We start from the raw sequence: 23,866 nt of genomic DNA, 5'->3' as shown, positions 1-23,866 counted from the left end.
CGGTCGGCTTTTTCATATCCTGCAGATTTTATATGATTCAGGGTGATAACCGATGAAAAATCAATTTTTAGAGGCCGGGCAGATTGTCAATACTCATGGCATCCAGGGTGAGGTCAAGATTGTCCCCTGGTGCGATTCCCCGGAATTTCTGTGCCAGTTTGATGTGTTGTATGTGGACGGCAAGCCCGTCAAGGTCCGCTCCACCCGCATCCACAAGGGCAACGTGCTGGCCTTCCTGGAGGGCGTGGACAACGTGAACGCCGCCATGGCCATGAAGGGCAAAACGGTGTTCATCGACCGCACCGGCGTGGAGCTGCCCGACGGCCGCCACTTCATCGCCGACCTGATGGGTCTGGAGGTCATGGACGCCGCCACCGGTGAGAAGCTGGGCGTGGTGGCCGACGTGCTCACGCCCCCCGCCCACGAGGTCTACGTGGTCAAGGGCGAGCATGAGTATATGATCCCCGCCGTGGACGAGTTCCTGGTGGAGACCAATGTGGAGGGCGGCTACATCAAGGTCCGCCTCATTGAGGGGATGCGCACCGATGTATAGCATTGACATTATGACCCTCTTCGATCTGACCGTGGGTGACATGATGAACGAGTCCATCCTGGGCCGGGCCCAGGAGCGGGACATCATCCGCATTGAGGCCCACCAGATCCGGGATTACACCCTCAACAAGCAGAAGCAGGTAGACGACTACCCCTACGGCGGCGGCCGGGGGGCGGTGATGCAGGCCGATCCCCTCTATCAGTGCTGGAAGCATATCGTGGATACCTACGGCCCCGGCCACACCATCTATATGTCCCCCTGCGGCAAGACCTTTACCGAGTCCGACGCCCGCCGCCTGCGGGACGACTACGACCACCTGATCCTGGTGTGCGGCCACTACGAGGGCATCGACCAGCGCTTCATCGACGAGTGCGTGGACGAGGAGATCTCCATCGGCGACTTCGTGCTCACCGGCGGCGAGCTGGCTGCCATGGTGGTGGCCGATGCGGTGGCCCGGCTGGTACCCGGCGTGCTGGCCGACCCCGAGTGCTTTGAAAACGAGAGCCACTGGAACGGAATGCTGGAATATCCCCAGTACTCCCGTCCGGAGGAGTGGCACGGCCGCAAGGTCCCCCCGATCCTCCGCTCCGGCGATCATAAGAAGATCGCCCAGTGGCGGCGTAAGCAGTCCATTCTCCGCACCCGCCAGCGGCGGCCCGACCTGTATGAAAAGCTGGACCTGTCCTCCAAGGAGGACCAGAAGCTGCTGCGGGAGCTGGAAGAAGAGGCATAATTGAATTTCATTTGAGACTGGAGGAGTCAGCCATGAGTCATTGGGTCAATCAGTCCGTGTTCTACCACATCTACCCTCTGGGGTTCTGCGGCGCGCCGGAGTACAATCCCGGCGGTGCCCCCGTGCCCCGGCTGGACAAGCTGAAGGACTGGATCCCCCACCTGAAGGAGCTGGGGATCAGCGCCCTCTACCTGGGTCCCGTGTTTCAGTCGGTGAAGCACGGTTACGACACCACCGACTACTTCCAGATCGACTGCCGCCTGGGAGACAACGACTCCTTCGCCGCTCTGTGTGACGCCCTCCACGAAAACGGCATCAAGGTGGTGCTGGACGGCGTCTTCAACCACGTGGGCCGGGGCTTCTGGGCCTTCCGGGACGTGCAGGAGCACGGCCAGGGCTCTCCCTACTGCGGCTGGTTCCACGACCTGAACTTCGGTGGCCCCTCCCCCATGGGCGATCCCTTCTGGTACACCGCTTGGCAGGGCCACTATGAGCTGGTGAAGCTCAACCTGCGCAACCCTGACGTGGTGCGCCACCTGCTGGACGCGGTGGCCATGTGGATGGACAAATTCCACATCGACGGCCTGCGGCTGGACGCCGCCGACTGCGTGGATTTTGACTTCTTCCGCACCCTCAAGGGCTTTGTGAAGGAGAAAAATCCGGACTTCTGGCTGATGGGCGAGATCATCCACGGGGACTACGCCCGCTGGGCCAATCCCGATATGCTGGATTCCGTCACCAACTACGAATGCTGGAAGGGCCTGTGGTCCTCCCACAACGACAAGAACTATTTTGAGATCGCCCACTCCCTCCACCGCCAGTGCGGCCCCGGCGGCATTTACCGCAACATCACCCTGTACAACTTCGCCGACAACCACGACGTGGACCGGCTGGCCTCCAAGCTACGAGACCCAGCCCACATCAACAACCTGTACACCCTGCTGTACACCATGCCCGGCGTACCCTCCATCTATTACGGCAGCGAGTGGGCCATCAAAGGAGAGCGCACCAAGTTCTCCGACGCCCCCCTGCGCCCCTGCCTGGACCTGAAGGACATGATGGAGCTGGATCAGAGCCTGTGCGCTCACCTGGCCAAGCTGGCCAAGATCCGCGCCGCCTTCCCTGCCATTCAGGAGGGCCAGTACGAGAACGTGGTCATCAAAAACCAGCAGCTGGTCTTCCGCCGGGCCACCGACAGCCAGCGGGTGTATGTGGTACTCAACCTGGAGCCCCAGGAGGTCCACGTGGAGTTTCCCCATCAGGAGCCGGTGCTTCAGGACGTGCTCAACGACAACGCCATCTTCAACAATGACGGCGGCCGCACCTGGCTGCCCGTACCTCCCTGCTCCGCCCGTATCCTGGTGGGCGCCCCCGACCGTTTTGCCTGGTAAGGTTGCGGATTTCTCCCACCGGTTCCAGATTATTCACACTTTCTCCCTTTACTTTTTTTCCAAATGGTGTTACAATAGCGCCAATAAGCAATATCATCTTTGAAATTATATTCGAGGGTTTTTGTTATGAGTTTTAAGATCATTGTTGACAGCTGTTGTGACCTCACCTCCGCTCAGCTGCGGGAGGACTGCTTCCTCAAGGTCCCCCTGACCATCCGGGTGGGGAGCGATACCATCGTAGACGATGAGACCTTTGACCAGGGTGCTCTGCTTCAGAAGATGCGGGACTGCCCCACCGCGCCCCAGTCCTCCTGCCCCTCCCCCGCTCAGTATCTGGATGCCTTTGACTGCGGCGCGGACGACATCTATGTGGTCACCCTATCCGCCCTGCTGTCCGGCTCCCACAATGCGGCCGCCCAGGCCCGCAATCTGTGGCTGGAGGACCACCCCGGCACCAATATCCACATCTTCAACTCCTGCTCCGCCTCCGCCGGTGAAGTGCTGGTGGCCCTGAAAATCCAGGAGCTGGCGGAAGCCGGCCTGGACTTCACCACCGTGGTCAGCCGTGCCTCCACCTATATCGGTGAGATGAATACCCTGTTCGTCCTGGAGACCCTGGACAACCTGCGGAAAAACGGACGGCTTACCCGCACCCAGGCCCTGGTGACCAGCACCCTGCACATCAAGCTGCTGATGGGCTCCACACCTGAGGGCGAGATCTGCAAGAAGGGCCAGGCCCTGTCCATCAAGCAGGCCCTGTCCAAGATGGCAGGCATGATGGCCGCTGACCCCAACCACACCGGACGGCGGCTGTGCATCGTCCACTGCAACTGTCTGGACCGTGCCTTCCATCTGAAGGAGCTGGTACAGAAGCAGTGCAAGTTCTCCGAGGTTATTATCGGCGAGACCGGCGGCATCTCTACGGTGTACGCCAACGACGGCGGCGTCATTGCCGCATACTGAGCCAAAAAACTGCAACCGCCTGGGCGCTGCCCGGGCGGTTGCTTTTTTCTCTTAAACGTGCTAATATAATCCAAATTTCTTTGGGAGGCGATTTTGTGAAGTATACCATCCGACCCACCGAGCCGGGAGACGCTGCCGGCACCGCCGCCCTGCGCCGGATGCCCGGAGTCTTTGAGACCACCCTGGGGCTCCCCTCCTATCGCAGCGCTGACAGTGTACCTTTCCTGTCCAATCTGGGGCCTAACGACCACCACTTCGTAGCGGTGCTGGAGGACGGTACGGTCATCGGCGCGGCCACCCTCCAGGTCCTCGGCAATCCCCGCATGCGCCACGTGGGTGATGTAGCCCTGATGGTCCATGCCGACTATCAGAATGCGGGTGTGGGGACCGCCCTTTTAAAGACGCTGCTGAATCTGGCGGACAACTGGCTCATGCTGGTGCGGGTGGAGCTCACCGTCTTTGCGGACAACGAGCGAGCTATTCACCTCTATGAGAAATTGGGCTTTGAAAAAGAGGGTCTGAAGCGCATGACCACCGTCCGGGACGGTAAGTATGCAGATGAGTACATGATGGCCCGGCTCCGCCCCGGGCTGGCGTAAAAAAAGAGACCGCAGAATCTTCGGATCCTGCGGTCTCTTTTCGATTCTTAGTAATTGACGGCGCGGATTTCGAAGTAAGCCTGGGGATGAGCGCACACGGGGCACACCTGGGGAGCCTCTTTGCCGAAGTGGATATGGCCGCAGTTACGGCACTTCCACATATACTCGTCGCCGCGCTTGAAGACCACGCCCTCCTCCAGGTTCTTCAGGAGGGTCAAGTAGCGCTCCTCGTGCTCCTTCTCGATCTTGAGGACGCCCTCGAACAGGAAGGCCAGCTTCTCAAAGCCCTCCTCGCGAGCGGTCTCGGCCATCTCCTTGTACATCTCGGTCCACTCTTCGTGCTCACCAGCGGCGGCGGACTTCAGGTTGGCCATGGTGTCGCCGATGCCGCCCAGCTCCTTGAACCACAGCTTGGCGTGCTCCTTCTCGTTGCCGGCGGTCTCCTCAAAGATGGCTGCGATCTGCTCATAGCCTTCCTTCTTGGCCTTGCTGGCAAAATAGGTGTACTTATTGCGAGCCATGCTCTCTCCGGCAAACGCTTTCCACAGATTAGCTTCGGTCTTGCTACCCTTCAGTTCCATTACAGTCATCCTTTCTAATTTTTAAATATATGAAGTATGAAATCAGCCTTCGCCCTTCCAGAAGCCGTGGAGATTGCAGATCTCATAGGCCTCCACCTTGTCGCTCCGGCAGAAGGTCTTCAGCTCGGGAGCGTCGCCGGGCTTGGGGAACTTCATGATCACGGTGTCGCCGTCCACAACAGCGATCAGGGAGATATAGTGCTCCGGCAGCATGGGATGCTCCACGCCGCCCACCTTGACGGTCACGGAGTTTCCGCTGCCGTGAGGGGTCTTCTCCACCACAGGCACGTGCTTCTCCTGAGCGGCGTCGGTGGTGTTGGGCACGATCTCTTCCATCTTCTGGCCGCAGCACATCACGGGAACACCCTTGTCAACAACCTTGAAAACGACATTACCGCAGTGCGCGCAGCGATACAGCTTGAACTCCATGTCAATACATCCTTTCTAAGATCAGTATAGGCACTTTCGTGCAAATTAAACTTACCATATCCGTGTTAAAAACTCAATGCTTAGGCTTGCAGTTGACGCAGATTCCATGAAACAGCAGTTCATGGCTCTTGATATCGTGGCCGCTGGCCATCAGCGCCTGCTCATCCAACTGCTTGTCATAGGGCAGATCCAGGTCAAACACCCCGCCGCAGACCTCACAGCGGAAGTGGGAATGGGGTTCGACGTTGGCGTCATACCGTTCCACCGGGAAGGCCATCCTCACCGCGGCGCCCTCATCCACCAGCACGTTCAGGTTGCGGTATACTGTCCCCAGACTCAGGTTGGGGTTGGTCGGCTTCAGCCACTGATACACCATCTCAGCGGTGGGATGCTGGTCGGTGTTCATCAGCGCCTGATAAATCAGTTCCCGCTGACGGGAGTACCGTTTTCCGTTCATAGGTCACCTCGCTCTCGCAGAGTGTAAACAGTAACTATTACTGTTATTGATATAATAGCAGAACTTTCCCGTTTGCGCAAGTCCTTTTTTCAAATTTTCTCATTTTTACAAAGAACGAGCGGACAGCCTGTGTGGCTGTCCGCTCATTTGGCTCAGTCGTCCCGCTCCGCGGTGAGAATCGACCCATCCGCGGCGCTGATTTCATATTCATATTCGTAACGGCCCGCCTTGAACTCCACCTGGTAGCAGCCGTCGTCCAGCTCTACCTCCAGTTCCCTCACCTGATCCTGGGTCACACCGGCGTGCGCCAGCGCGATATCACGGGCGGCCTGGCCGTTGATGCTGGTACCGGAGCTTCCTGCCGACGTCTGTCCCTGCTGCCAGCTCTCCTCCCCGTCCCGCTCGTACTTGAGGATGTCTCCTGTGGCGGCGTCAATGTCATACTCATACTCCACGCCACCGACGGCAAACTCCACCTCATACACCATCCGGCCATCCTCATAGTCGTAGTCGGCCTCCAGATAATCCAGCTGGTCCTGGGTGACTCCGGCGTGGCTTAGGGCGGCCTGCTTGGCGGTCTCCACTCCGATGTAGCCGTCCTGGCTGGCGGTACCGGTGGAGCGGATGCCGTCGGTCTCCACGCTCTGGTCCGTCCGGTCTGTAGCAGCCTCCGAGTTGGCCAGCAGATTCAGCTCGTTGATGGACAGCCCCGTCAGAGACTCAAAGGTCAGGTGGGTGCTGCTGTCCACCAGAGTCTGGATCAGCGTCGCCTTACCCAGGGAGATACCGTACTCCTCCGCCTTCTGCTGCAAGGCTTCATCCCCGGTGAAGGTCTGGGACAAGATGGCCCCGTTGATGGAGGCCGACTCCAGCACCTGGGAGATCTCCCCGGTCAGCTTTTCCTCCAGGGCGGCGCCCCGGGTCAGATCATCGTCCTCCACCGACACCAGCACGGAGTTGGCCAACTCGTCCACGTATCCATGCTTCAGCAGAGAACCGATGATGGCGTTGACCGCCACATCCAGATCGGTACCGGTCAGGTCCATGCCGTCCAGGATCTGGTTTGCATCGTCATTGAGCGGCGTGGCGGAGAGCACCTTCTCCGCCCGGTTGACCTCCAGCCGCACACTGGGGTTCACGTCCAGCGACACCACCGAGGCTACCGCATTGGTCTGCTGATAGCGCACGCCCAGCGTGCCTCCGCCGATGGCCAGCACCAGGCAGGCGGCGGCCAGCCAGGGCACGATGCGTTTTTTCCGCTTCTTGGCAGCGGTGATGGGCACGATCTTGTCATTCTGGGGCCCGCAGCGGGAGAGGATGGCGTCGATGTCATTGGGCGCGGCATGCTCCAGCGCCTGGCGGAGTTTCTGTTCCAGTTCTCGGTCGTTCACGGCTTCTCCCCTCCTTCCAGAATGTCACGCAGCTTTTGCAGGGCCCTGCGGTACTTGGACAGCACCGTGGACAGCGGCAGGTCCAGCAGGGCCGCGATCTCCTTGTGCTTCCAGCCGGTGACGGCGTGGAGCGTCACTACCTGCCGCTCCTCATCGCTCAGCCCCGCCAAGGCGGCCTGGAGCACCTGCCGGTCCTCCGCCGTCACCAGCGGGCTGTCGGCGGCCAGACGCTCCCACGCCTCCGGCTCCATGTCCTCGGTCTTGCCCCGGTCCCGCAGATTCATCAGAGACAGGTTGCGGGCAATGGTCAGCACCCAGGCCAGGGGTGTGCCCCTGGCCTGATACTGGTGGACATTTTCCCACACCCGAACAAAGGTGTCCTGGGTCACGTCCTCCGCGTCATGGGTGTGCTTGAGGTAGGAGAGCGCAAGGCCGTATACCGCGGTTCTGGCCCGATGATAGAGCTCCGCCAGAGCCTCCTGTTCCCCGGCCTGCATGCGGACCAGCAGCGGTTCCAGGATGCCCGGGGCAGTCGCCTGGCGGCTCTCCTCCGCCATGGTCTCCAGCAGGATCAGCATCGTATTCTCTCTCCCCTCATGGATGTAATGCACAGCACCGGCCTTTTATTGCATCCCATCCGCAATTTTGTTTTTGTTATTATACCTCATATCCCGGCACAGCGTAAAGCCCTATGTCCGCCCCTCCATGGCGGCCTCCAGCTTTTTCAGGGCCTTTTTTTCGATTCTGGAAATGTAGGACCGGCTGATGCCGCACTTGGCCGCCACCTCCCGCTGGGTCAGGGGCTGGCACTCGTTGAGTCCATACCGCAGGGTAATGATCATGGCTTCCCGGGGGTCCAGGCACTGCTTGACGCACTGGCGCACCCGGACACAGGCGTCCCTGGCGTCCAGTTCCTCCAGCATATTATCATCCACGCTGATGGTATCCATCAGGGAGAGGGCGTTGCCGTCCCCATCGCCGTCAATGGCGTCAGACAGGGAGACCTCCCCCTGGGTTTTGCGCTGGGCCCGGAAGTGCATTAGAATCTCATTTTCGATGCACCGGGAGGCATAGGTGGCCAGCCGCACCTTTTTATCCGGCTTGAAGGTACTGATCCCCTTGATCAGTCCAATGGTGCCGATGGAAATCAAATCGTCCTGGTCTCCGTTGGGGGTATAGTACTTTTTAACGATATGTGCCACCAGGCGCAGGTTGTGCTCAATCAGCTTGTTGCGGGCCTCCAGGTCGCCCTGGGCGGCCAGCTCCAGGCATTGCCGCTCCTCCTCCGCCTTCAGGGGCCTGGGAAATGAGCCGTTTCCCCCGCCGGACAGGCGCAGCGTAAAGAAAAACTGGTTGAGCAGCAGCAGGATCCATGCAGGAATCATTTGTCACACCTCCATGGTCCCACTGTATTCCGACAATGTTTGTCCCTATACGGCGGGGACCACCTTCACCTGCAGCTCCGTGACATACTCCTCGGAACGGTTGGTATCGTGGGCGTCGATGCGGTAGAGTTCCAGAGGCGCTCCCTCCGGTACACGTCCTGCCGCCCGAATACCGGCCAGCAGCGTGCCCATATGCTCCTCCATCCGGTCATACTCCCCCCGGTAGTACAGCCGGGCATACTCACCTCCGGGCAGCACATCGTCGTAGGGCAGGCCGGGACTGGTCAGGAAAAACACCCGGGAGAAGTGGTTGAAGATGCCCTTTTTCAGGCTCTCCTCATCCACCTGGGCCCCCATGCACTGGCTGCCGATGACCTGGATGTAGTCCTGGTGGCGCTGCTCCAGCCGCTTGAGCTGGAAGTCCACCTCTTTCTCCAGAATAAAGTCCTTTTCCAGAAATACATAGGGCCGCTCCGGCTCCTGGATCAGCTCCACCTGTCCGGCCTCCACCTCCCGGTACTGCCCCAGCCGCCGGCGGCGGTCCTCCGCCTCCTTGCGGGCGGCCTCCAGCTCGGCCATCCGGCGCTTCAGCAGCTCCTCCTCCCGGGCCAGCAGCTCCAGAGTCTCCCCCACCGACCGGCGCTCCAGATAGGCTCCGATCTCTTTGGTGGGCAGGTCCAGCTCCCGTAGGGCACGGATGATATTCAGGGTACACACATCCTGGATGCCGTACAGCCGGTACCGATTCTCCCCCCGCACCGGGTGAAGGAGGCCCTTTTCCTCATAATACCGCAGGGTATCCGGACATAAGTCAAACAATTTGGCCAATTCATGGATCTGATAAAACTCTTTCAACTTTTTTGCCTCCCGCTCTTGACTCTCGGATGGTACGAGGGTTTATCATATTCCCAACAAGAGGAGGTTTTACCCGTGAATCTGGTCTCGAAATTTTTCAAATTCACCATTCCGTCCATCGTCTCCATGTGGATCTTCTCCCTGTACACCATGGTGGACGGCATCTTCGTGGCACACGGCGTGGGCAGCCACGCCCTGGGGGCGGTCAATCTGTCCATGCCCTTCGTGTCCCTCATCTTCACCATCGGCATCCTGCTGGCCACCGGTACCTCCACCGTCCTCTCCCTGGCTCTGGGACAGGGGGATGAGGACCGGGCCCGCAACTACTTCAATCAGAATCTGGCGGTGGTCATCGTCCTCTCCCTGGCGCTGACAGCGGCGGTGCTCCTGAATCTGGACCGGGTGGCCATTTTCCTGGGAGCCACCGGGGACCTGCTGCCCCTGGTGAAAGAGTACGTAGCCATCATCGCCTGCTTCTCCGTCTTCTTCACCGTGTCCTACAACTTGGAGGTCCAGGTAAAGGCGGACGGCGCACCCCATGTCAGCACCATTGGCGTGCTCTCCTGCGCCATCATGAACGTGGTGCTGGACTATGTGTTCGTCATGCACTTCCACTGGGGCGTGTGGGGCGCGGCCCTGGCCACCGGCCTGGCCCAGGTCACCTCCACGGTGGTCTTTGTGATCTACTTCATTCGCCATCCCGCTCCCCTGCGTTTCGGGAAGTTCAAGCCGGACTTTGGCGCCTACCGGCGGATCATCCCCCTGGGCACCTCCGACGGCCTCAGCGAGTTCTCCAACGGTCTGGTTATTTTCCTGTTTAACCACACCATTCTCCAGGTGGTGGGCAACGACGCCCTTACCTCCTACACCATCATCAGTTATGTCAACACTCTGGTGCTCATGACCATGATCGGCACGGCCCACGGCATCCAGCCTCTGTCCAGCTTCCATCTGGGGGCGGGCGAGCGGCACCTGTGCCACAAGTTCCTGTCCTACGGCGTCAAGCTGGTGGCGGCGGCCGGTGTGTTCTTCTTCGCGGTGTGCCAGCTGTTTGCCGGGCCCATCGTGGGGCTGTTCCTGGAAGCCGGCGACCCTCTCTTCGCTTACACCGTTACCGCCCTGCGGCTCTACTCCACCTGCTTCCTGCTGATGGGCTTCAATGTGGTGATCTCCGGCTTCTTCACTGCCATGGAGCACCCCTTCCCCGCCCTCACCATCTCCTTTGGCCGGGGCCTGGTGCTCATCTCCGGCTGTCTGATGGTGCTGTCCGTGGTGCTGGGAGATGTGGGCATCTGGCTCTCTCCCCTGGTCTCCGAGGGCATCTGTCTGGTCATCACCCTGTTTTTCCTGCTGCGGTACTTCCAGAAGCTGCGGCGGGGCAAGCAGGAACAGCCCGCAGAGGTTTAAAAAACGGCGCATGACAAAGGTCATGCGCCGTTTAATTATGCGTTCAGCAGATATTGTTCCACCGCCATGCCTACGCCGCCCTCCCGGTTGGTTCCAGTCAGGTAGCGTGCGGCGGCCTTGGCCTCGTCGCTGGCGTTACCCATGGCGAAGGACCAGCCCGCCCAGCGCAGCAGCTCCAGGTCGTTGCCCGCGTCGCCGAAGGCCATGACCTGCTCGGGAGCCAGACCCAGCTTGGCGCACAGAGCCTGCACCGCTGAACCCTTGTTGACGCCGGGAGCGGTGAGCTCCATGTTCTCCCCGAAAGAGGTGGTCACCGCCAGAGGGCCGCAGGCCTCCACCGCGTCCAGCAGCTCCTGCCGACGCTCGGGAGGCACATGGAAGATGTGGATCTTCTCCACGTCCTTCCCCTCCAGTGCGGCGTTCAGGTCCTCCGGGAAGTGGGAGCAGGTCCGCAGCACCTGGGCAAACTCCGGGGACAGGGCGCTGCCCACTACCTGCTCGGTCCGGTCAAGCTGGATATAGTTCTCCCCCTCACAGTAGACCTCAAAGGGCAGGCCCCAGTCCAGCAGCAGAGTGAGGATGGTACGGCGGGCAGCCGGGTCCATGGGGCGGCGGTAGATCCACTCCCCCGTGGCCACGTCCAGCACCGCCGCACCGTTGGAGAGCACGGCATACCGGGTAACTCCGATCTGGGCGTGTACCCCCTGGAGAAGGGACCAGGCCCGGCCGCTGGCGATGGCCACCGCCGCACCCCGCTCCGACGCCGCCCGCAGGGCGGTCACATTGCGGGTCGGTACGGTGACATGGTCGTCGTCCAGCAGGGTGCCGTCCATGTCCAGACAGATCAGACGGATATCACTCATTTCTTCAGCTTCAGCGCCTGGCGCACCTTCTCGATGATGCCCTCGGTGGTGAGGCCGTAGGCCTCCAGCACCGCCTTGGCAGCGCCGGAACGGCCGAACTCGTCATTGACGCCGTGGCGCACCACGGGCACGGGGCAGTGCTCAGCCACAAACTCAGCCACAGCGGAGCCCAGGCCGTTGATGACGCTGTGCTCCTCGGAGGTGACGATGCAGCGGGTCTCCAGGGCGGCCTTCAGCACGATCTCGCCGTCCAGGGGCTTGATGGTGTGCATGTCAATAACACGGACGGAGATGCCCTCCTCCGCCAGCTTCTGGGCGGCGGCGTAGGCCATCTGGACCATCATGCCGGTGGCGATGACGGTGACGTCGGTACCATCCCGCAGCAGGGAGCCCTTGCCCAGTTGGAAGGTGTAGCCGGGCACCTCGTCGGTGATGCTGTCCACAGCCAGGCGGCCCAGACGCATGTAGGCGGGGCCGTCATACTCCAGCAGAGCCTTCACCGCCAGACGCATCTCGGGGCCGTCGCAGGGAGAAACCACCATCATGTTGGGGATGGTGCGCATGAGGGCGTAGTCCTCGATGCACTGGTGGGTGGCGCCGTCCTCACCCACGGACAGGCCGCCGTGGGAACCCACGATCTTCACGTTGAGACGGGGATAAGCCACGGAGTTGCGCACCTGCTCATAGGCACGGCCGGTGGCGAACATAGCAAAGGTATTGGTGAAGGGCTTCTTGCCGCAGGTGGCCAGACCGGCGGCCACGCCGGTCATGTTGGCCTCGGCAATGCCCATATTGTAAAAGCGCTCAGGGAAGGCCTTGGCAAAAAACGCGCTCTGGGTGGAGCCGGACAGGTCGGCGTCCAGCACAACCAGGTCGGGATACTGCTCGCCCAGCTCGGCCAGGGCCTTTCCGTATGCCACGCGGGTGGCGATCTTCTCACTCATGGCTTACTTTCCCTCCAGTTCCGCCAGCATCGCGGCCAGCTCCGCATGGGCCTTTTCATACTGCTCATCGTTGGGGGCCTTGCCGTGCCAGCCGTAGTCGCCCTCCATGAAGGAGACGCCCTTGCCCTTGACGGTCTTGGCCAGCAGCACGGTGGGCTTGTCCTTGCAGGCGGCGGCCGCCTGGAAGGCCTGATCCAGAGCCTCAAAGTCGTGGCCATCCACGTGGATCACATTCCAGTTGAAGGCCTCAAACTTCTTGTCCAGGGGCTCGGAGGGCATAACGTCGGCGGTGGCGCCGTCGATCTGGAGGCCGTTGACGTCCACAATGGCGCACAGGTTATCCAGGTGGTACTTGGCGGCAGCCATAGCGGCCTCCCACACCTGGCCCTCTTCGATCTCGCCGTCGCCCAGCAGGACGTACACGCGGTAGTCCTTCTGGTCGGCCTTGCCCGCCAGGGCCATGCCCACGGCGGCGGAGATGCCCTGGCCCAGGGAGCCGGTGGACATGTCCACGCCCTTGACGTGGCGCATCTCAGCGTGGCCGGACATCTCGCCCTTGATGGAGCGGAAGAGCTTCAGGTCCTCCACAGGGAAATAGCCCTTCAAAGCCAGATTGGGGTAGAGCGCGGGGGTACAGTGTCCCTTGGACAGCACGAAGCGGTCCCGGTCAGGGTCCTGGGGATTGGCGGGGTTTACCCGCATCACATGACCGTACAGGGTGGTAATGATGTCCATGGAGGACAGGGAGCCGCCGATGTGGCCGGAAGCCGCATCGTGGACCATGTCTATCGCCAGCAGGCGGGCACGAGCGGCTGTGACAGCCAGTGCGTGGACCTTTGACTGTTCCATTCGATTCACCTTTCCATTCTGTGGGCCCGGAGGGCCAATATTCTCTGACTCTTAGTATACCTTAGAAAACTGCACGTTTCAACCATCGGCTTACAAAAAAACGCGGGTTTTCCACCCGCGTTTTTTGTCTTACTGAACATGCTTGGGCTTCATCCAGCGCTTGGAGCGGTAGAACCACCAGCCCACCGGCACCGAGCTGGACACGGCAATGCCGCAGGCCAGGTAGACGCCGTAGATGCCGATGAAGTGCTCCAGCACCACCGCCAGCACCAGCCGCACCACGATGCAGTTAAGGAAGGAGTTCCACATGATGAACACCGTGTGGCCCGAGCCGGTGGCCAGGGTGTTGTAGGTGAACATACCGGCGTAGAACAGCTGGCAGATGATCTCAATGCGCAGGTTGATGACCGCCCAGTGCTGCACCTCCGGATCGGGGGTGAAGATCATCACCAGCCAGGGAGCCAGCAGCTCGGCCAGCAGGATGATGACGGCCGCCATGCCCAGGGACAGCTTCATGCAGGTCTTCATCACCTGCTCGGCCCGGTCATACAGCTTGGCGCCCAGGCACTGAGCGCACATGGTACCAGCGCCGGTGGTGAGGGCGGACAGGAAGAGCTGACAAAAATCACGGATCTTGTTGGAGGCGCCGTTGGCGGCGGACACCACAACACCATACTTGTTCACCAGAGTGAGCACCACCAGCCAGGAGATGCTGGCGATGGTCCACTGGAGAGCCACCGGCAGGCCCAGCTTCAGGGTGGCACTGACCACCTGGCGTTCCGGCTTCAGGTAGCGCAGCTGCAGGCCCAGGCTCTCCCGGTGGAGCAGGCTGAACACCAGGGCGGTGGCAAAGGACACCGCCTGTCCGATGATGGTGGCCAGGGCGGCACCCGCCACGCCCATCCGCCACACCGCTACGAAGAGGATGTCCAGGATCACGTTCAGGCTCACCGACGCGATGATGCAGTACAGGGGGATGCGGGAGTTGCCCACGCCCCGCAGGATAGCCGACAATGCGTTATAGCCGAAGATAAAGAGCAGACCGATGCCGCAGATCCCCAGATAGGCCACCGATTCCTCCATGGCCGGGGCCTTCAGCAGCACCAGGAAGGGCCGGGCCAGCAGCAGGACCAGGGCGGTGAACAGGATACCGGCAATGACGCCCACCGTCAGGGTGTTGCCCGCCGCCTTCTTCCGCTCCTCCTCCGCACCGCTGCCAAAGTAGCGGCCCACCAGGATGTTGCCGCCTACCGTCAGGCCAATGGCCAACTGGGTGAGCATATTCATGATGACGCTGGAGGTGTTGATGGCCGAGATGCCGGTATCACCGATAAAGTGACCGGCGATGATGATGTCCGTAATGCTGTAAATGGCCTGCAGCAAGCTGGAGGCCACCAGAGGCATGGCGTACCGGATCAGCTTCCGGCTGACGCTGCCCTGGGTCAGGTCGTTTTGAAGGGCGGGCATTCCACTCTCTCCTTTTCTCTGTCTTATACAGAGTATAGTGTACCTCTCCCCTGCCCGGCCCGCAACCCCCACCTTTTGCACAGCAGCTTCCCTTTTGGTAACTATTTTGCACATAAAAAGGGACCTGCCGCTGTGCGGCAGGTCCCTAAAAACCTTACTTGCTGTGCTTTTTGGTCAGGTACTCATGCATGGAGGCGGCAGCCTTCTTGCCGGCGCCCATGGCCAGGATAACGGTGGCAGCACCGGTAACGGCGTCGCCGCCGGCGTATACGCCCTCGCGGCTGGTAGCCATGGTCTCCTCGTCCACCTGCAGGCAGCCCTTCTTGTTGGTCTCCAGGCCGGGAGTGGTGGAACGGATCAGGGGGTTGGGGCTGGTGCCCAGGCTCATGACCACGGTGTCCACTTCCAGGTTGAAGTTGGAGCCCTCCACCACCTTGGGGGCACGGCGGCCGCTCTCGTCAGGAGCGGTCAGGCGCATCTTCACGCACTCCAGGCCACCCACCTTGCCGGTGCCGTCGTCCAGCACCCGCACGGGGTTGGTGAGGAGCATGAACTCAATGCCCTCCTCCTTGGCGTGGTGGACCTCCTCCTTACGGGCGGGCATCTCCTCCTCGTCACGGCGATAGAGGACATACACGTGCTTGGCACCCATGCGCTTGGCGCAGCGGGCGGCGTCCATGGCCACGTTGCCGCCGCCGATGATGGCAGCGGAGCCGGAGATCTTCAGGGGGGTGTCATAGCCCTCCCGGTAGGCCTTCATCAGGTTGATACGGGTCAGGTACTCGTTGGCGGAGTACACGCCCGCAAGGGTCTCGCCCTCGATGCCCATGAACATGGGCAGACCGGCACCGGAGCCGATGAATACGGCCTCGTAGCCCTCCTCGAACATCTCGTCGATGTCGAAGGTCTTGCCGATGACCATGTCGGTCTCCAGGTCCACGCCCAGAGCGGTCAGCTTGTCGACCTCGTTCTGCACGATGGACTTGGGCAGACGGAACTCGGGGATGCCGTACACCAGCACGCCGCCGGCGGTATGGAAGGCTTCGAAAATAGTGACCTCATAGCCGTGCTTGGCCAGGTCGCTGGCGCAGGTCAGGCTGGCAGGGCCGGAGCCCACCACCGCCACCTTGATGCCGTTGGTCTGGGGCTTCTCAGGCATGGCGTTGATGTTCTCACGGTACCAGTCGGCCACAAAGCGCTCCAGACGGCCGATGGCCACAGGCTCGCCCTTGATGGCACGGACACAGCGGGCCTCGCACTGGCTCTCCTGGGGGCACACGCGGCCGCTGACGCTGGGCAGGGCGTTGGTGTCGGAGATGATCTCATAGGCAGCCTTGAAGTCGCCCTCGGCCACCTTGGCGATAAACTCGGGGATGCGGATGTTCACCGGACAGCCGCCCACGCAGGGCTTATGCTTACAGTTGAGGCAGCGGGTAGCCTCCTCCATGGCCATCTCGGCGGTGTAACCCAGGGAAACCTCCTGGAAGTTGTGGTTGCGTACATTGGGGTCCTGCTCCGGCATGGGGACCTTCTTCAGACTCATATTCGGCATGCTTTCAGTCCTCCTTACTGGATCATTTCCTTGGCAAGCTGGTCCATACGGCAGGCGTGGCGCTCTTTCTCCTCCGCCTCCTGGGCACGGTACACAGCGTTGCGGTTCATCAGCTCATCAAAGTCCACCTCGTGGCCGTCAAAGTCGGGGCCGTCCACGCAGGCAAACTTCATCTTGCCGCCCACGGTGACGCGGCAGCCGCCGCACATGCCGGTGCCGTCGATCATGATGGGGTTCAGGGACACGATGGTCTTGATGCCATAGGGCTCGGTGGTCTTGGACACGAACTTCATCATGGGGATGGGGCCGATGGCGATGACGGCGTCATAGTGGACGCCGGAATCGATGAGCTCCTTCAGCTTCACGGTGACGAAGCCCTGCTCGCCGTAGGAACCGTCGTCGGTCATGATATAGCAGTGGTCGCTCACCGCCTTGAACTCGTCCTCCAGGATCACGATGTCCTTGGAGCGGAAGCCGGCGATGACGTCCACCTCCAGGCCCTCGCCGTGGCAGGTCTTGGCCTGGGGATAGGCGATGGCGCAGCCCACGCCGCCGCCAACCACGCACACGCGCTTGGCGCCCTCGGGCAGCTCGGTGGGCAGGCCCAGGGGGCCCACGAAGTCCTGAATGTGGTCGCCCTCGTTCAGGTCGGCCAGCAGCTCGGTGGTCAGGCCCGCCTTCTGGAAGATAATAGTAATGGTGCCCTTCTCCCGGTCATAGTCGGCGATGGTCAGGGGGATACGCTCACCCTGCTCATCCAGGCGCAGGATGATGAACTGCCCGGCCCGGGCCTTCTTGGCAATGAGAGGGGCCTCTACCTCCAGCAGGGTGACGCTGGGGTTGAGCACCTTTTTCCGTACGATCTTTACCATGTTGATTCAACCTCTTCTTCTCTGCGGTCTGTAGTGCGGCCCTTCCTGGGACGCCGCTTCCAGCCATTCCATTTCTGACTGACCAGTTTAAAATCCTACAGCCCCAACGGTTTGCGGCTTTCCAGTCATACGGATAAACGATATCAGCTTTCCCTTACTTTGTCAAGCGGCAATCACAGGCTTTGGAGGTTATGACAAACAAACCCACCCCTTACAGAGGCCAGGTCACCCGGATGGCAAACATGCCGTCCTCCAGGGTCGCAGTCACCCCGCAGCCCATCTGCTGGGTCAGGGTCCGGACGATAGCAAGGCCCAGACCGGTGTTGCGGCCGGTGCGCATTTTATCCGAGGTAAAGAACCGATCGAACACCCGGGGCAGGTCCTCCTCGGTCAGCTCGTCGGTCTCGTTGGCGAAGAGGGTCACCACCTGCTCCCCCTCCCGGTAGAGTTTGATGGTCATGCGTCCCTTGCCGTGGTCCAAGGCGTTGCGGATCAGGTTGGTGAACACCCGCAGCACCCCGCCGCTGTCGGCCAGCACCGGGGGCAGGTTCTCCTCCAGCTCCACCGTCATGTCAAAGCCCCGGTCGGTGAAGTCGTTGTAGAAGGCGGCCAGCAGGCCAGACAGGCTGGTGTAGAGATTCACCGGCTCCCGCTCCAGGGGATATTCGCCCCCCTCCAGTCGGGACAGGTCATAAAAGCCGGCGATGAGGCTCTGCAATGCCTTGGCCCGGCTCTCCACCACCGCCAGATACTCCCGCCGCTCCTCCTCCGGCAGGTTCTCCCCCTCCATCAGCTGGAGGTAGCCCAGAATGGAGGTCAGAGGGGTACGCAGATCGTGGGACACGTTGGCGATCTGCTGGCGGAGGGAGCGCTCCCGCTCCAGCCAGAGGGACTGGTCCTCCCGCCGCTGCTCCAGCAGGCGGTTGACCTGCTCCAGCAGCTCCTCCGCCGCCCGGTTGGGCACCACCATCCGCAGACGGGTGGTACTGTCCCCCCGGACCAACTCCTCCAGCTGCTCCGCCGCCCCCTTTAGGGCCCGGTGCTGGGTCCACACCCACAGGCTCAGGCCGGCGCAGACCACCGCCAGCAGGATGCATAACAGGATGATCGCCATGGTCCCCTCTCCTTTCCAGCTCAAGCGGGCGTGCCGCGGTGGCGGCACGCCCGTTGGTTTCTTCTTATTTGATTTCCCTTTTCTCCAAGCAGAACAGGCCCAACGCCGTGGTGCCCACCAGCCATCCCAAGCCGATGGCCCAGCACCACACCTGATACTCCCAGGTGATCCAGCCTGATAGGTAGTTGGGCATGAGCAGCGAAAAGGGCATCAGGATGGCCTGAAGCAAGCTGCTCATCCCGCCGTTGGTGAAGGTGGCGATGAGGGACACCAGAATGGGCTGGCCAAAAAAGGTGAACACATAGTAGATGGACAGCCACCCTGCCGTACTGGGGATGAGCATGGCCATCATATGGCACAGGCTGTACACCCCACACCAGATGGGGATGGCTCCCAGCACGGTGAAGCCCACCACACCCATGGCAGTCAGGTCCTCCTCCGGACTGTGTGGCAGCACCAGCCAGCCCGTCAGCAGATAACCCCCCAACAGGAGCAGACTCAGCCCAAGCCCCAGCAGCAGGCCGGCCATCAGCTTGCCCAGGTAGATCCGCCTCCGGTCCACGCCGAAGGAGACCTCGTTCTTCAGGGTACTCAGGGACCCGCCGTCCACCAGTTGGGTGAGCAGCGGAGCCACCAGCAGGCCCAGCAGCATAGTGGTGGTCGCGGCAGAAGCCATCTGGTAAAAAGTCGTTGCCGGCAGCATCATTGCCGTGAATAGGCCGGTGAGGATCACCAGAGTGAGGACCAACACATAGGTCCCCTTGTGCCGGAAGGCCTTCCACAGCTCGGCCTTGATATAATTGAGCACGGTCTTCCCTCCCGGCTCCGCCCTCAGCGGATCTCTTTTTTCTGGAACACGATCATGCCTACCGCGGTGGAGCCCACCAGCAGCACCAGACCCACGATCCAGCACTGGCCCACATAATCCCACTGGAAGGCGTAATTGCGCAGAGACTCCAGCATCACGGCGGGCATGAACTGCCGGATGGTCTCAAAGACGGGATTGATGAGCAGGCCGCACAGCTGAAGGACGGGCGGCAGCACACCCAGCAGGGCCACCGCCACAAAGGCGGCCAGCGTGGTGTTGCGCACCAGGAAGTAGCAGGCCAGCACCAGACCCTGGGCACCCAGCCACAGGGGCAGAGACCCGGCCAGGGTGTAGCCGATGGCATTCAGAGCCTCCCCATCGCTCTCGCTGTGAGGCAGCAGCAGCCAGCAGCCGCCGATGTAAAACACCGCCATCACCACGGCAGCCACCAGAGCCACCAGGGTGGCCACCGCCAGCTTGCCCAGGTAGATGCGCCATCGGGGCACCCCGTAGGCCACCTCATTTTTCATGGTGTTGTACTTGTACTGCTCGGAAAACACCATATCGCCGGTGATAATGGTGGCATACAGGCCGATACTCATCAGCATGACCATGGTAACGGCAGCGGAGTAGAAATCCATAGTGGTATTGCCGTTGGACCAGGTAAACCAGCAGCCCCACACAATGAGCCCCTCCAGGGCCAGCACCACCAGCATGGCCAGGTAAAAATACTTTCTGTGAAAAACCTTATAGCATTCAGCAGCCAGATAGTTACGCATGGCGGACACCTCCGATCATGGACAGGAAGTAGTCCTCCAGGTTGGCTCCCCGGCTCTCGATGGAGAGCAGGGCCGCGCCCCCCTCCACCAGCACACGGGACACCGTCTGGGGCTGATCCAGGAAGCTGTACAGCCGCAGGATATTGCCGGGCAGCACCTCGTAGTCCCGGGTGCCCAGCTTCTGCTCCAGCACCAGGGCGGCAGAAGCGGCGTCCTCCACCTGGACCTCGATGCAGGCCCGGCACTTCTCCTGAAGGTCCCGGGCGGAGATCTGCTCCAGCATGACGCCCTTGTCGATGAAGCCGTAGCAGGTAGCCAGATTGGCCAGCTCGGGCAGGATGTGGCTGGAGATGAGGATGGTGGTCTGCCGCTCCTGATTGAGCTTGAGCAGCAGGTTACGGAACTCCACGATGCCCTCCGGGTCCAGGCCGTTGATGGGCTCGTCCAGCAGCAGGAAGTCGGGCCGGTTCATCAGGGCCAAGGCCAGACCCAGCCGCTGCTTCATGCCCAGAGAGAAGTTCTTAAAGACCTTCTTCCCGGTGTCCGCCAGGTCGGTCTCCTCCAGCACCTGGTCCACGGTCCCCTTGCCGGGGATGCCCCGCTGAATGCGGTAGTACTCCAGGTTCTGCCGGGCGGTGAGGTAGGGATAGAAGCTGGGGGTCTCCACCATGACGCCGGTCCGGGCCCGCAGCTTCAGCAGGTCCTTTCCCGTGGCCCCGAAGAGGGAGATCTCCCCCGCCGTGGGCGTGGTCTGTCCGGTGATCATGCGGATAATGGTGGTCTTGCCTGCGCCGTTGCGGCCCACCAGGCCGTAGATCTGGCCCTTCTCCACTTGCAGCTCCGCCCGGTCTACCGCCAGGTGGGAGCCGTATCGTTTGGTCAGGCCTTTGGTGGCCAATACGGTATCTGTCATTGGGCATCAGCCTTTCTCTTGGTTTGTGATGCCAGTATACAGGCAAGTCAATAATCCGTCTTTAAGCAAAGGTGAAGAATGTTTAAAGATCACTCAGCTTGAAGCCGATGCCCCACACCGTCTTGATGTACTCGGTGGGGCTGGCCTTGGCCAGCTTGGAGCGCAGGTTGGAGATGTGGACGTTCACCGTGTTGTCGTCCCCCATATATTCCCCGCCCCACACCTGCTGGTAGAGCTTCTCCCGGGTGAACACCTTCTTGGGGTGCTCCATCAGCAGGGCCAGGATGCGGAACTCCCGGGCGGTGACGGCTACCGGCTTGCCGCCGGCAGTCACCGTTACCCCCTCCTTGTCCAGAGTCAGGTCCCCGTGGGTGAGCACCGCGCCGCCGGTCCCCCGGTCGAACTGCTTGTACCGGCGCAGCTGGGCCTCCACCCGGGCCAGCACCTCCATATTATCAAAGGGCTTGGGGATGAAGTCGTCCGCTCCCAGCTTGAGCACGTTGACCCGGTCCTCCAGCCCTGCCTTGGCAGAGAGGACGATAATGGGCATGGTCTTGCGCTGGCGGAGCTTGGCAATGAACTCCTCCCCGGTGAGGCCGGGGAGCATCAGGTCCAGCAGCACCAGGTCATAGTCGTACTGCTCCGCCCACAGGGCGGCCTCACTGCCCGAGTAGGCGGGGCGGCAGTCGTAGCCCGCCCCGGTCAAGATCTTGCACAGCAGGTTGTTGATGTCCTGGTCGTCTTCCACCACCAGGATGTGACAGGTATCCATATATGATTCCTCCTGGTCCCCGGTTATTTGACCCGCAGGCGCTTGGCCAGCTCGTGGTCCGGGTCCACCACGGCAGTCTGATAGGTGGTATACACCACCATGCCCGGCCGGGCTCCGGCGGGCTTCTTCACATATTTCACCGGGGTGTAGTCCACCGGCACCCGGGTGCTGTCTCCCGCCTGGGAGAAGGTGGCCGCCAGAATGGCCGCCTCAGTGAGGCTCTGGGCGTCGGCCTCTCCCCCCTCCAGCCACAGGATCACGTGGGAGCCGTGAATCTTCTGAGTGTGGAGCCAGATGTCGCTCTTGTAGGCCAGCTTGGTGGTGAGCTGATCGTTCTGGCTATTGTTCTTGCCCACAGTGATGCGCAGGCCGGTGGTGGAGCGGAACTCCATGGGTTTGCCCGTCACCCGCTTCTCCCGCTTGGCAGCGGTCTTGGCACGGCGGAGATAGCCGGTGTCGGTGAGCTCCTGCCGGATCTCGCCCAAATCCCGTTCACCTTCGGCAAGGTGGATGTTCTCCAGCACGCTGTTCAGATACTCCAGCTCCTTCTCACCCTTCTCGATCTGGATGGTGAGCATCTCCTCCGCCTTCTTGGCCTTGTTGTAGTCCTTATAATATTTGGCGGCATTCTGCTGGGGGGTGAGCAGGGGATCCAGCTTGATGTCGATCTCACCGTAATCCGGGTCATAGAAGTTCTGGGCGTGGAGCACCGCCATTCCCTTCTCCATCCGATGGAGATTGGAGGTGATGATGTCCCCCTGCTCCCGCAGCTTCTCCCGGTCAAAGGTGGCGTTCAATTCCTTCTCCTGGTTAGCCAGCTTACGGGCGGTGCGGTCCCGGGCATTGGTCACCGCCTTCACCAGATCCTGGCCCCGCTGCTTGACCCGCTCCGCCGCCTCCCGGCGCTCATAGAAGCCGTCCAGCAGGGCGGAAAAGCTGTCCTGACGGACGCTCTCGGTCTCCGGGCCATACTGAAGGATGGGCAGGAAGGAGAAATCCACCGGCTTACCCTCCCGGGCCAGCAGATAAGCTGTAACGTTATTTTGCTGTACAGTGTTTTGCAGCTTGAGCAGCTCCCGGACCAGGCCCTCCTCTCCACCGGCCCGGAAGACCATTTCCCGGGCAATCAGGGGCGAAAAGCCAGTAAAGGTGTCCATTAGCAGCTTTTCCGGCTCTTTGTTCATAGGGTTGTCCAGGGCAGTCTTCAGCTCGTCCTCATCCAGCGTAAAGGTATTTAGCTTGTCAGGAGCAGCAGGAGGACGGTAGAACAAACCGGGCAGCACCTGCCGCTGTCCCCGGGACAGATCTCCGTCGATGCGGCGGATGCAGTCGATGATGCGCCCCTCCCCGTCCAGCAGGATCAGGTTGGCGGAGCGGCCCATGGCCTCCAGCACCAGGCGGCGCTCCACCCGGTCCCCCAGCTCGTCGATGGTCTCCAGCTTGAAGTCCAGGATACGCTCCAGCGGGGGCTGGTTCAGCTCCAGGATGCGGCCGCCCAGCAGGTGCTTGCGCAGCAGCATACAGAACATGGGGGGCTTGTCCGGGTTCTCCCGATTCAGGGTGGTGAGGTGAGCCCGGGGGTGGCCGGGATTGGCAGAGAGCAGCAGCTTCAGATTCTCTCCCTGGCCCCGGAGGAAGAGCACGATCTCATCCCGGGTGGGCTGGTAGATCTTGTCGATCTTACCCCCCACCACGGACCGGCGGAGCTCCTCCGCCACGGCGGTCAGGCACAGTGCGTCTAACGGCATTCCTCTTCCTCCATCATCACGGCAAACAGTTCATTGAGCCGATCGGTGCGGCCCTGGAGCCACAGCCAGCCGAACAGGGCCTCCAGGCCGGTGGCGGCCTGATAGTCCGCCCGGCTGGCGTTCTGGGGCACGCTGTGGGGGCTGGTGTTGCGGCCCCGGCGGAACACGTCGTGCTCCTCCTCCTCCAGCAGGGGGAGGATCTTCTCCACCGCCCTGGCCTGAGCGGGGGCAGCCACATAGCGGACGGTGGCCCGGTGGAGGCCCTTGGAGGTGGCCTTGCCGTGGAGACACAGCCAGGAGCGCACCATCAGCTCAAAGACGCCGTCCCCCAGATGGGCCAGGCCCAGGCTGCTGATCCCCCGGATCAGTTCCGGTTCCGCATTCAGATGAAAATAGTCGGTCATAGTCCATTCCTCATTTGTATATGGGATTTCATTGTGC

Annotated in this window: 26 protein-coding genes; 6 read left to right on the top strand and 20 right to left on the bottom strand. The window is 61.4% G+C overall.

What is annotated here, in order from left to right; translation table 11 throughout:
* Positions 1–52 precede the first annotated feature (52 nt).
* The 5 genes from rimM to J9789_RS04715 all read left to right on the top strand — a co-directional run bounded on the left by rimM (position 53) and on the right by J9789_RS04715 (position 4,239).
* Entirely contained in the window at positions 53–553 is a 501-nt protein-coding gene (rimM, locus tag J9789_RS04735; RefSeq protein ID WP_209342934.1) for a ribosome maturation factor RimM, read from the top strand.
* Positions 546–1,286 (top strand): tRNA (guanosine(37)-N1)-methyltransferase TrmD, encoded by a 741-nt coding sequence (gene trmD / locus J9789_RS04730; protein ID WP_209342925.1) that lies wholly within the window; start codon positions 546–548, stop codon positions 1,284–1,286. The genes rimM and trmD overlap by 8 nt, the downstream gene beginning before the upstream one ends.
* A gap of 32 nt (positions 1,287–1,318) precedes the next feature.
* On the top strand, positions 1,319–2,677 hold the full coding sequence (locus J9789_RS04725; RefSeq protein ID WP_209342924.1) for an alpha-amylase family glycosyl hydrolase: 1,359 nt from the start codon (positions 1,319–1,321) through the stop codon (positions 2,675–2,677).
* 126 nt (positions 2,678–2,803) lie between these two features.
* The gene (locus J9789_RS04720) at positions 2,804–3,640 is read left to right on the top strand and encodes a DegV family protein (protein ID WP_209342922.1); all 837 of its coding nucleotides are present in this window, start codon (positions 2,804–2,806) and stop codon (positions 3,638–3,640) included.
* A 95-nt stretch (positions 3,641–3,735) separates the two neighbouring features.
* Positions 3,736–4,239 (top strand): GNAT family N-acetyltransferase, encoded by a 504-nt coding sequence (locus J9789_RS04715; protein WP_209342920.1) that lies wholly within the window; start codon positions 3,736–3,738, stop codon positions 4,237–4,239.
* A gap of 47 nt (positions 4,240–4,286) precedes the next feature.
* Here J9789_RS04715 and rbr read toward each other — a convergent pair whose 3' ends face one another.
* From rbr to J9789_RS04680, 7 genes are all read right to left on the bottom strand, one after another.
* Complete coding sequence (gene rbr, locus J9789_RS04710; protein WP_087187094.1) at positions 4,287–4,820, bottom strand: rubrerythrin; 534 nt, start codon at positions 4,818–4,820, stop codon at positions 4,287–4,289.
* A gap of 42 nt (positions 4,821–4,862) precedes the next feature.
* Positions 4,863–5,249 carry a desulfoferrodoxin family protein gene (locus J9789_RS04705; protein ID WP_209342918.1) on the bottom strand — a complete coding sequence of 129 codons (387 nt, stop codon included), beginning with the start codon at positions 5,247–5,249 and terminating at the stop codon, positions 4,863–4,865.
* Positions 5,250–5,322: 73 nt separating this feature from the next.
* The gene (locus J9789_RS04700; RefSeq protein ID WP_209342917.1) at positions 5,323–5,706 is read right to left on the bottom strand and encodes a transcriptional repressor; all 384 of its coding nucleotides are present in this window, start codon (positions 5,704–5,706) and stop codon (positions 5,323–5,325) included.
* Between the two features lie 152 nt (positions 5,707–5,858).
* Positions 5,859–7,097 (bottom strand): PepSY domain-containing protein, encoded by a 1,239-nt coding sequence (locus J9789_RS04695; RefSeq protein ID WP_209342914.1) that lies wholly within the window; start codon positions 7,095–7,097, stop codon positions 5,859–5,861.
* A complete protein-coding gene (locus J9789_RS04690; protein WP_209342905.1) occupies positions 7,094–7,675 on the bottom strand; it encodes an RNA polymerase sigma factor in 582 nt (193 codons plus the stop codon). Before J9789_RS04690 ends, J9789_RS04695 begins: the two co-directional genes overlap by 4 nt.
* Before the next feature lie 111 nt (positions 7,676–7,786).
* On the bottom strand, positions 7,787–8,482 hold the full coding sequence (gene sigK / locus J9789_RS04685; RefSeq protein WP_209342902.1) for an RNA polymerase sporulation sigma factor SigK: 696 nt from the start codon (positions 8,480–8,482) through the stop codon (positions 7,787–7,789).
* Positions 8,483–8,527: 45 nt separating this feature from the next.
* Complete coding sequence (locus tag J9789_RS04680; RefSeq protein WP_209342896.1) at positions 8,528–9,337, bottom strand: MerR family transcriptional regulator; 810 nt, start codon at positions 9,335–9,337, stop codon at positions 8,528–8,530.
* A 75-nt stretch (positions 9,338–9,412) separates the two neighbouring features.
* Between J9789_RS04680 and J9789_RS04675 the strand changes: the two genes are divergently transcribed.
* Complete coding sequence (locus tag J9789_RS04675; RefSeq protein ID WP_348633629.1) at positions 9,413–10,744, top strand: MATE family efflux transporter; 1,332 nt, start codon at positions 9,413–9,415, stop codon at positions 10,742–10,744.
* A gap of 35 nt (positions 10,745–10,779) precedes the next feature.
* On the opposite strand, the gene J9789_RS04670 is transcribed toward J9789_RS04675, so the two are convergent.
* The 13 genes from J9789_RS04670 to J9789_RS04610 form a co-directional block, all read right to left on the bottom strand.
* Complete coding sequence (locus J9789_RS04670; RefSeq protein ID WP_209342884.1) at positions 10,780–11,607, bottom strand: Cof-type HAD-IIB family hydrolase; 828 nt, start codon at positions 11,605–11,607, stop codon at positions 10,780–10,782.
* Positions 11,604–12,551, bottom strand: a complete 948-nt coding sequence (locus tag J9789_RS04665; RefSeq protein ID WP_209342882.1) for a transketolase family protein — start codon at positions 12,549–12,551, stop codon at positions 11,604–11,606. Before J9789_RS04665 ends, J9789_RS04670 begins: the two co-directional genes overlap by 4 nt.
* Positions 12,552–12,554: 3 nt before the next feature.
* Complete coding sequence (locus J9789_RS04660) at positions 12,555–13,400, bottom strand: transketolase (protein ID WP_209342880.1); 846 nt, start codon at positions 13,398–13,400, stop codon at positions 12,555–12,557.
* A gap of 129 nt (positions 13,401–13,529) precedes the next feature.
* Complete coding sequence (locus tag J9789_RS04655; protein ID WP_209342875.1) at positions 13,530–14,867, bottom strand: MATE family efflux transporter; 1,338 nt, start codon at positions 14,865–14,867, stop codon at positions 13,530–13,532.
* Positions 14,868–15,021: 154 nt separating this feature from the next.
* Complete coding sequence (gene gltA, locus J9789_RS04650) at positions 15,022–16,419, bottom strand: NADPH-dependent glutamate synthase (protein ID WP_209342873.1); 1,398 nt, start codon at positions 16,417–16,419, stop codon at positions 15,022–15,024.
* A 14-nt stretch (positions 16,420–16,433) separates the two neighbouring features.
* The gene (locus J9789_RS04645; protein WP_209342871.1) at positions 16,434–17,291 is read right to left on the bottom strand and encodes a sulfide/dihydroorotate dehydrogenase-like FAD/NAD-binding protein; all 858 of its coding nucleotides are present in this window, start codon (positions 17,289–17,291) and stop codon (positions 16,434–16,436) included.
* Positions 17,292–17,502: 211 nt separating this feature from the next.
* On the bottom strand, positions 17,503–18,405 hold the full coding sequence (locus tag J9789_RS04640) for a HAMP domain-containing sensor histidine kinase (RefSeq protein WP_245185071.1): 903 nt from the start codon (positions 18,403–18,405) through the stop codon (positions 17,503–17,505).
* A 64-nt stretch (positions 18,406–18,469) separates the two neighbouring features.
* The gene (locus J9789_RS04635) at positions 18,470–19,213 is read right to left on the bottom strand and encodes a hypothetical protein (RefSeq protein WP_209342870.1); all 744 of its coding nucleotides are present in this window, start codon (positions 19,211–19,213) and stop codon (positions 18,470–18,472) included.
* Positions 19,214–19,236: 23 nt separating this feature from the next.
* Positions 19,237–19,992 (bottom strand): ABC transporter permease, encoded by a 756-nt coding sequence (locus J9789_RS04630; protein WP_209342868.1) that lies wholly within the window; start codon positions 19,990–19,992, stop codon positions 19,237–19,239.
* The gene (locus J9789_RS04625; protein ID WP_209342866.1) at positions 19,985–20,905 is read right to left on the bottom strand and encodes an ABC transporter ATP-binding protein; all 921 of its coding nucleotides are present in this window, start codon (positions 20,903–20,905) and stop codon (positions 19,985–19,987) included. The genes J9789_RS04630 and J9789_RS04625 overlap by 8 nt, the downstream gene beginning before the upstream one ends.
* 82 nt (positions 20,906–20,987) lie before the next feature.
* Positions 20,988–21,677, bottom strand: a complete 690-nt coding sequence (locus J9789_RS04620; RefSeq protein ID WP_209342864.1) for a response regulator transcription factor — start codon at positions 21,675–21,677, stop codon at positions 20,988–20,990.
* A gap of 23 nt (positions 21,678–21,700) precedes the next feature.
* On the bottom strand, positions 21,701–23,425 hold the full coding sequence (locus tag J9789_RS04615; protein ID WP_209342863.1) for an NFACT RNA binding domain-containing protein: 1,725 nt from the start codon (positions 23,423–23,425) through the stop codon (positions 21,701–21,703).
* Positions 23,416–23,829 carry a ribonuclease III domain-containing protein gene (locus J9789_RS04610; RefSeq protein WP_209342862.1) on the bottom strand — a complete coding sequence of 138 codons (414 nt, stop codon included), beginning with the start codon at positions 23,827–23,829 and terminating at the stop codon, positions 23,416–23,418. The genes J9789_RS04615 and J9789_RS04610 overlap by 10 nt, the downstream gene beginning before the upstream one ends.
* Between the last annotated feature and the right edge of the window lie 37 nt (positions 23,830–23,866).

It is taken from the genome of Flavonifractor sp. AGMB03687 (assembly GCF_017811815.1).
GTDB lineage: Bacteria > Bacillota > Clostridia > Oscillospirales > Oscillospiraceae > Flavonifractor.
Note: the sequence above shows the minus strand (reverse complement) of the source record. Positions and strands in the feature narration are given on the sequence as shown.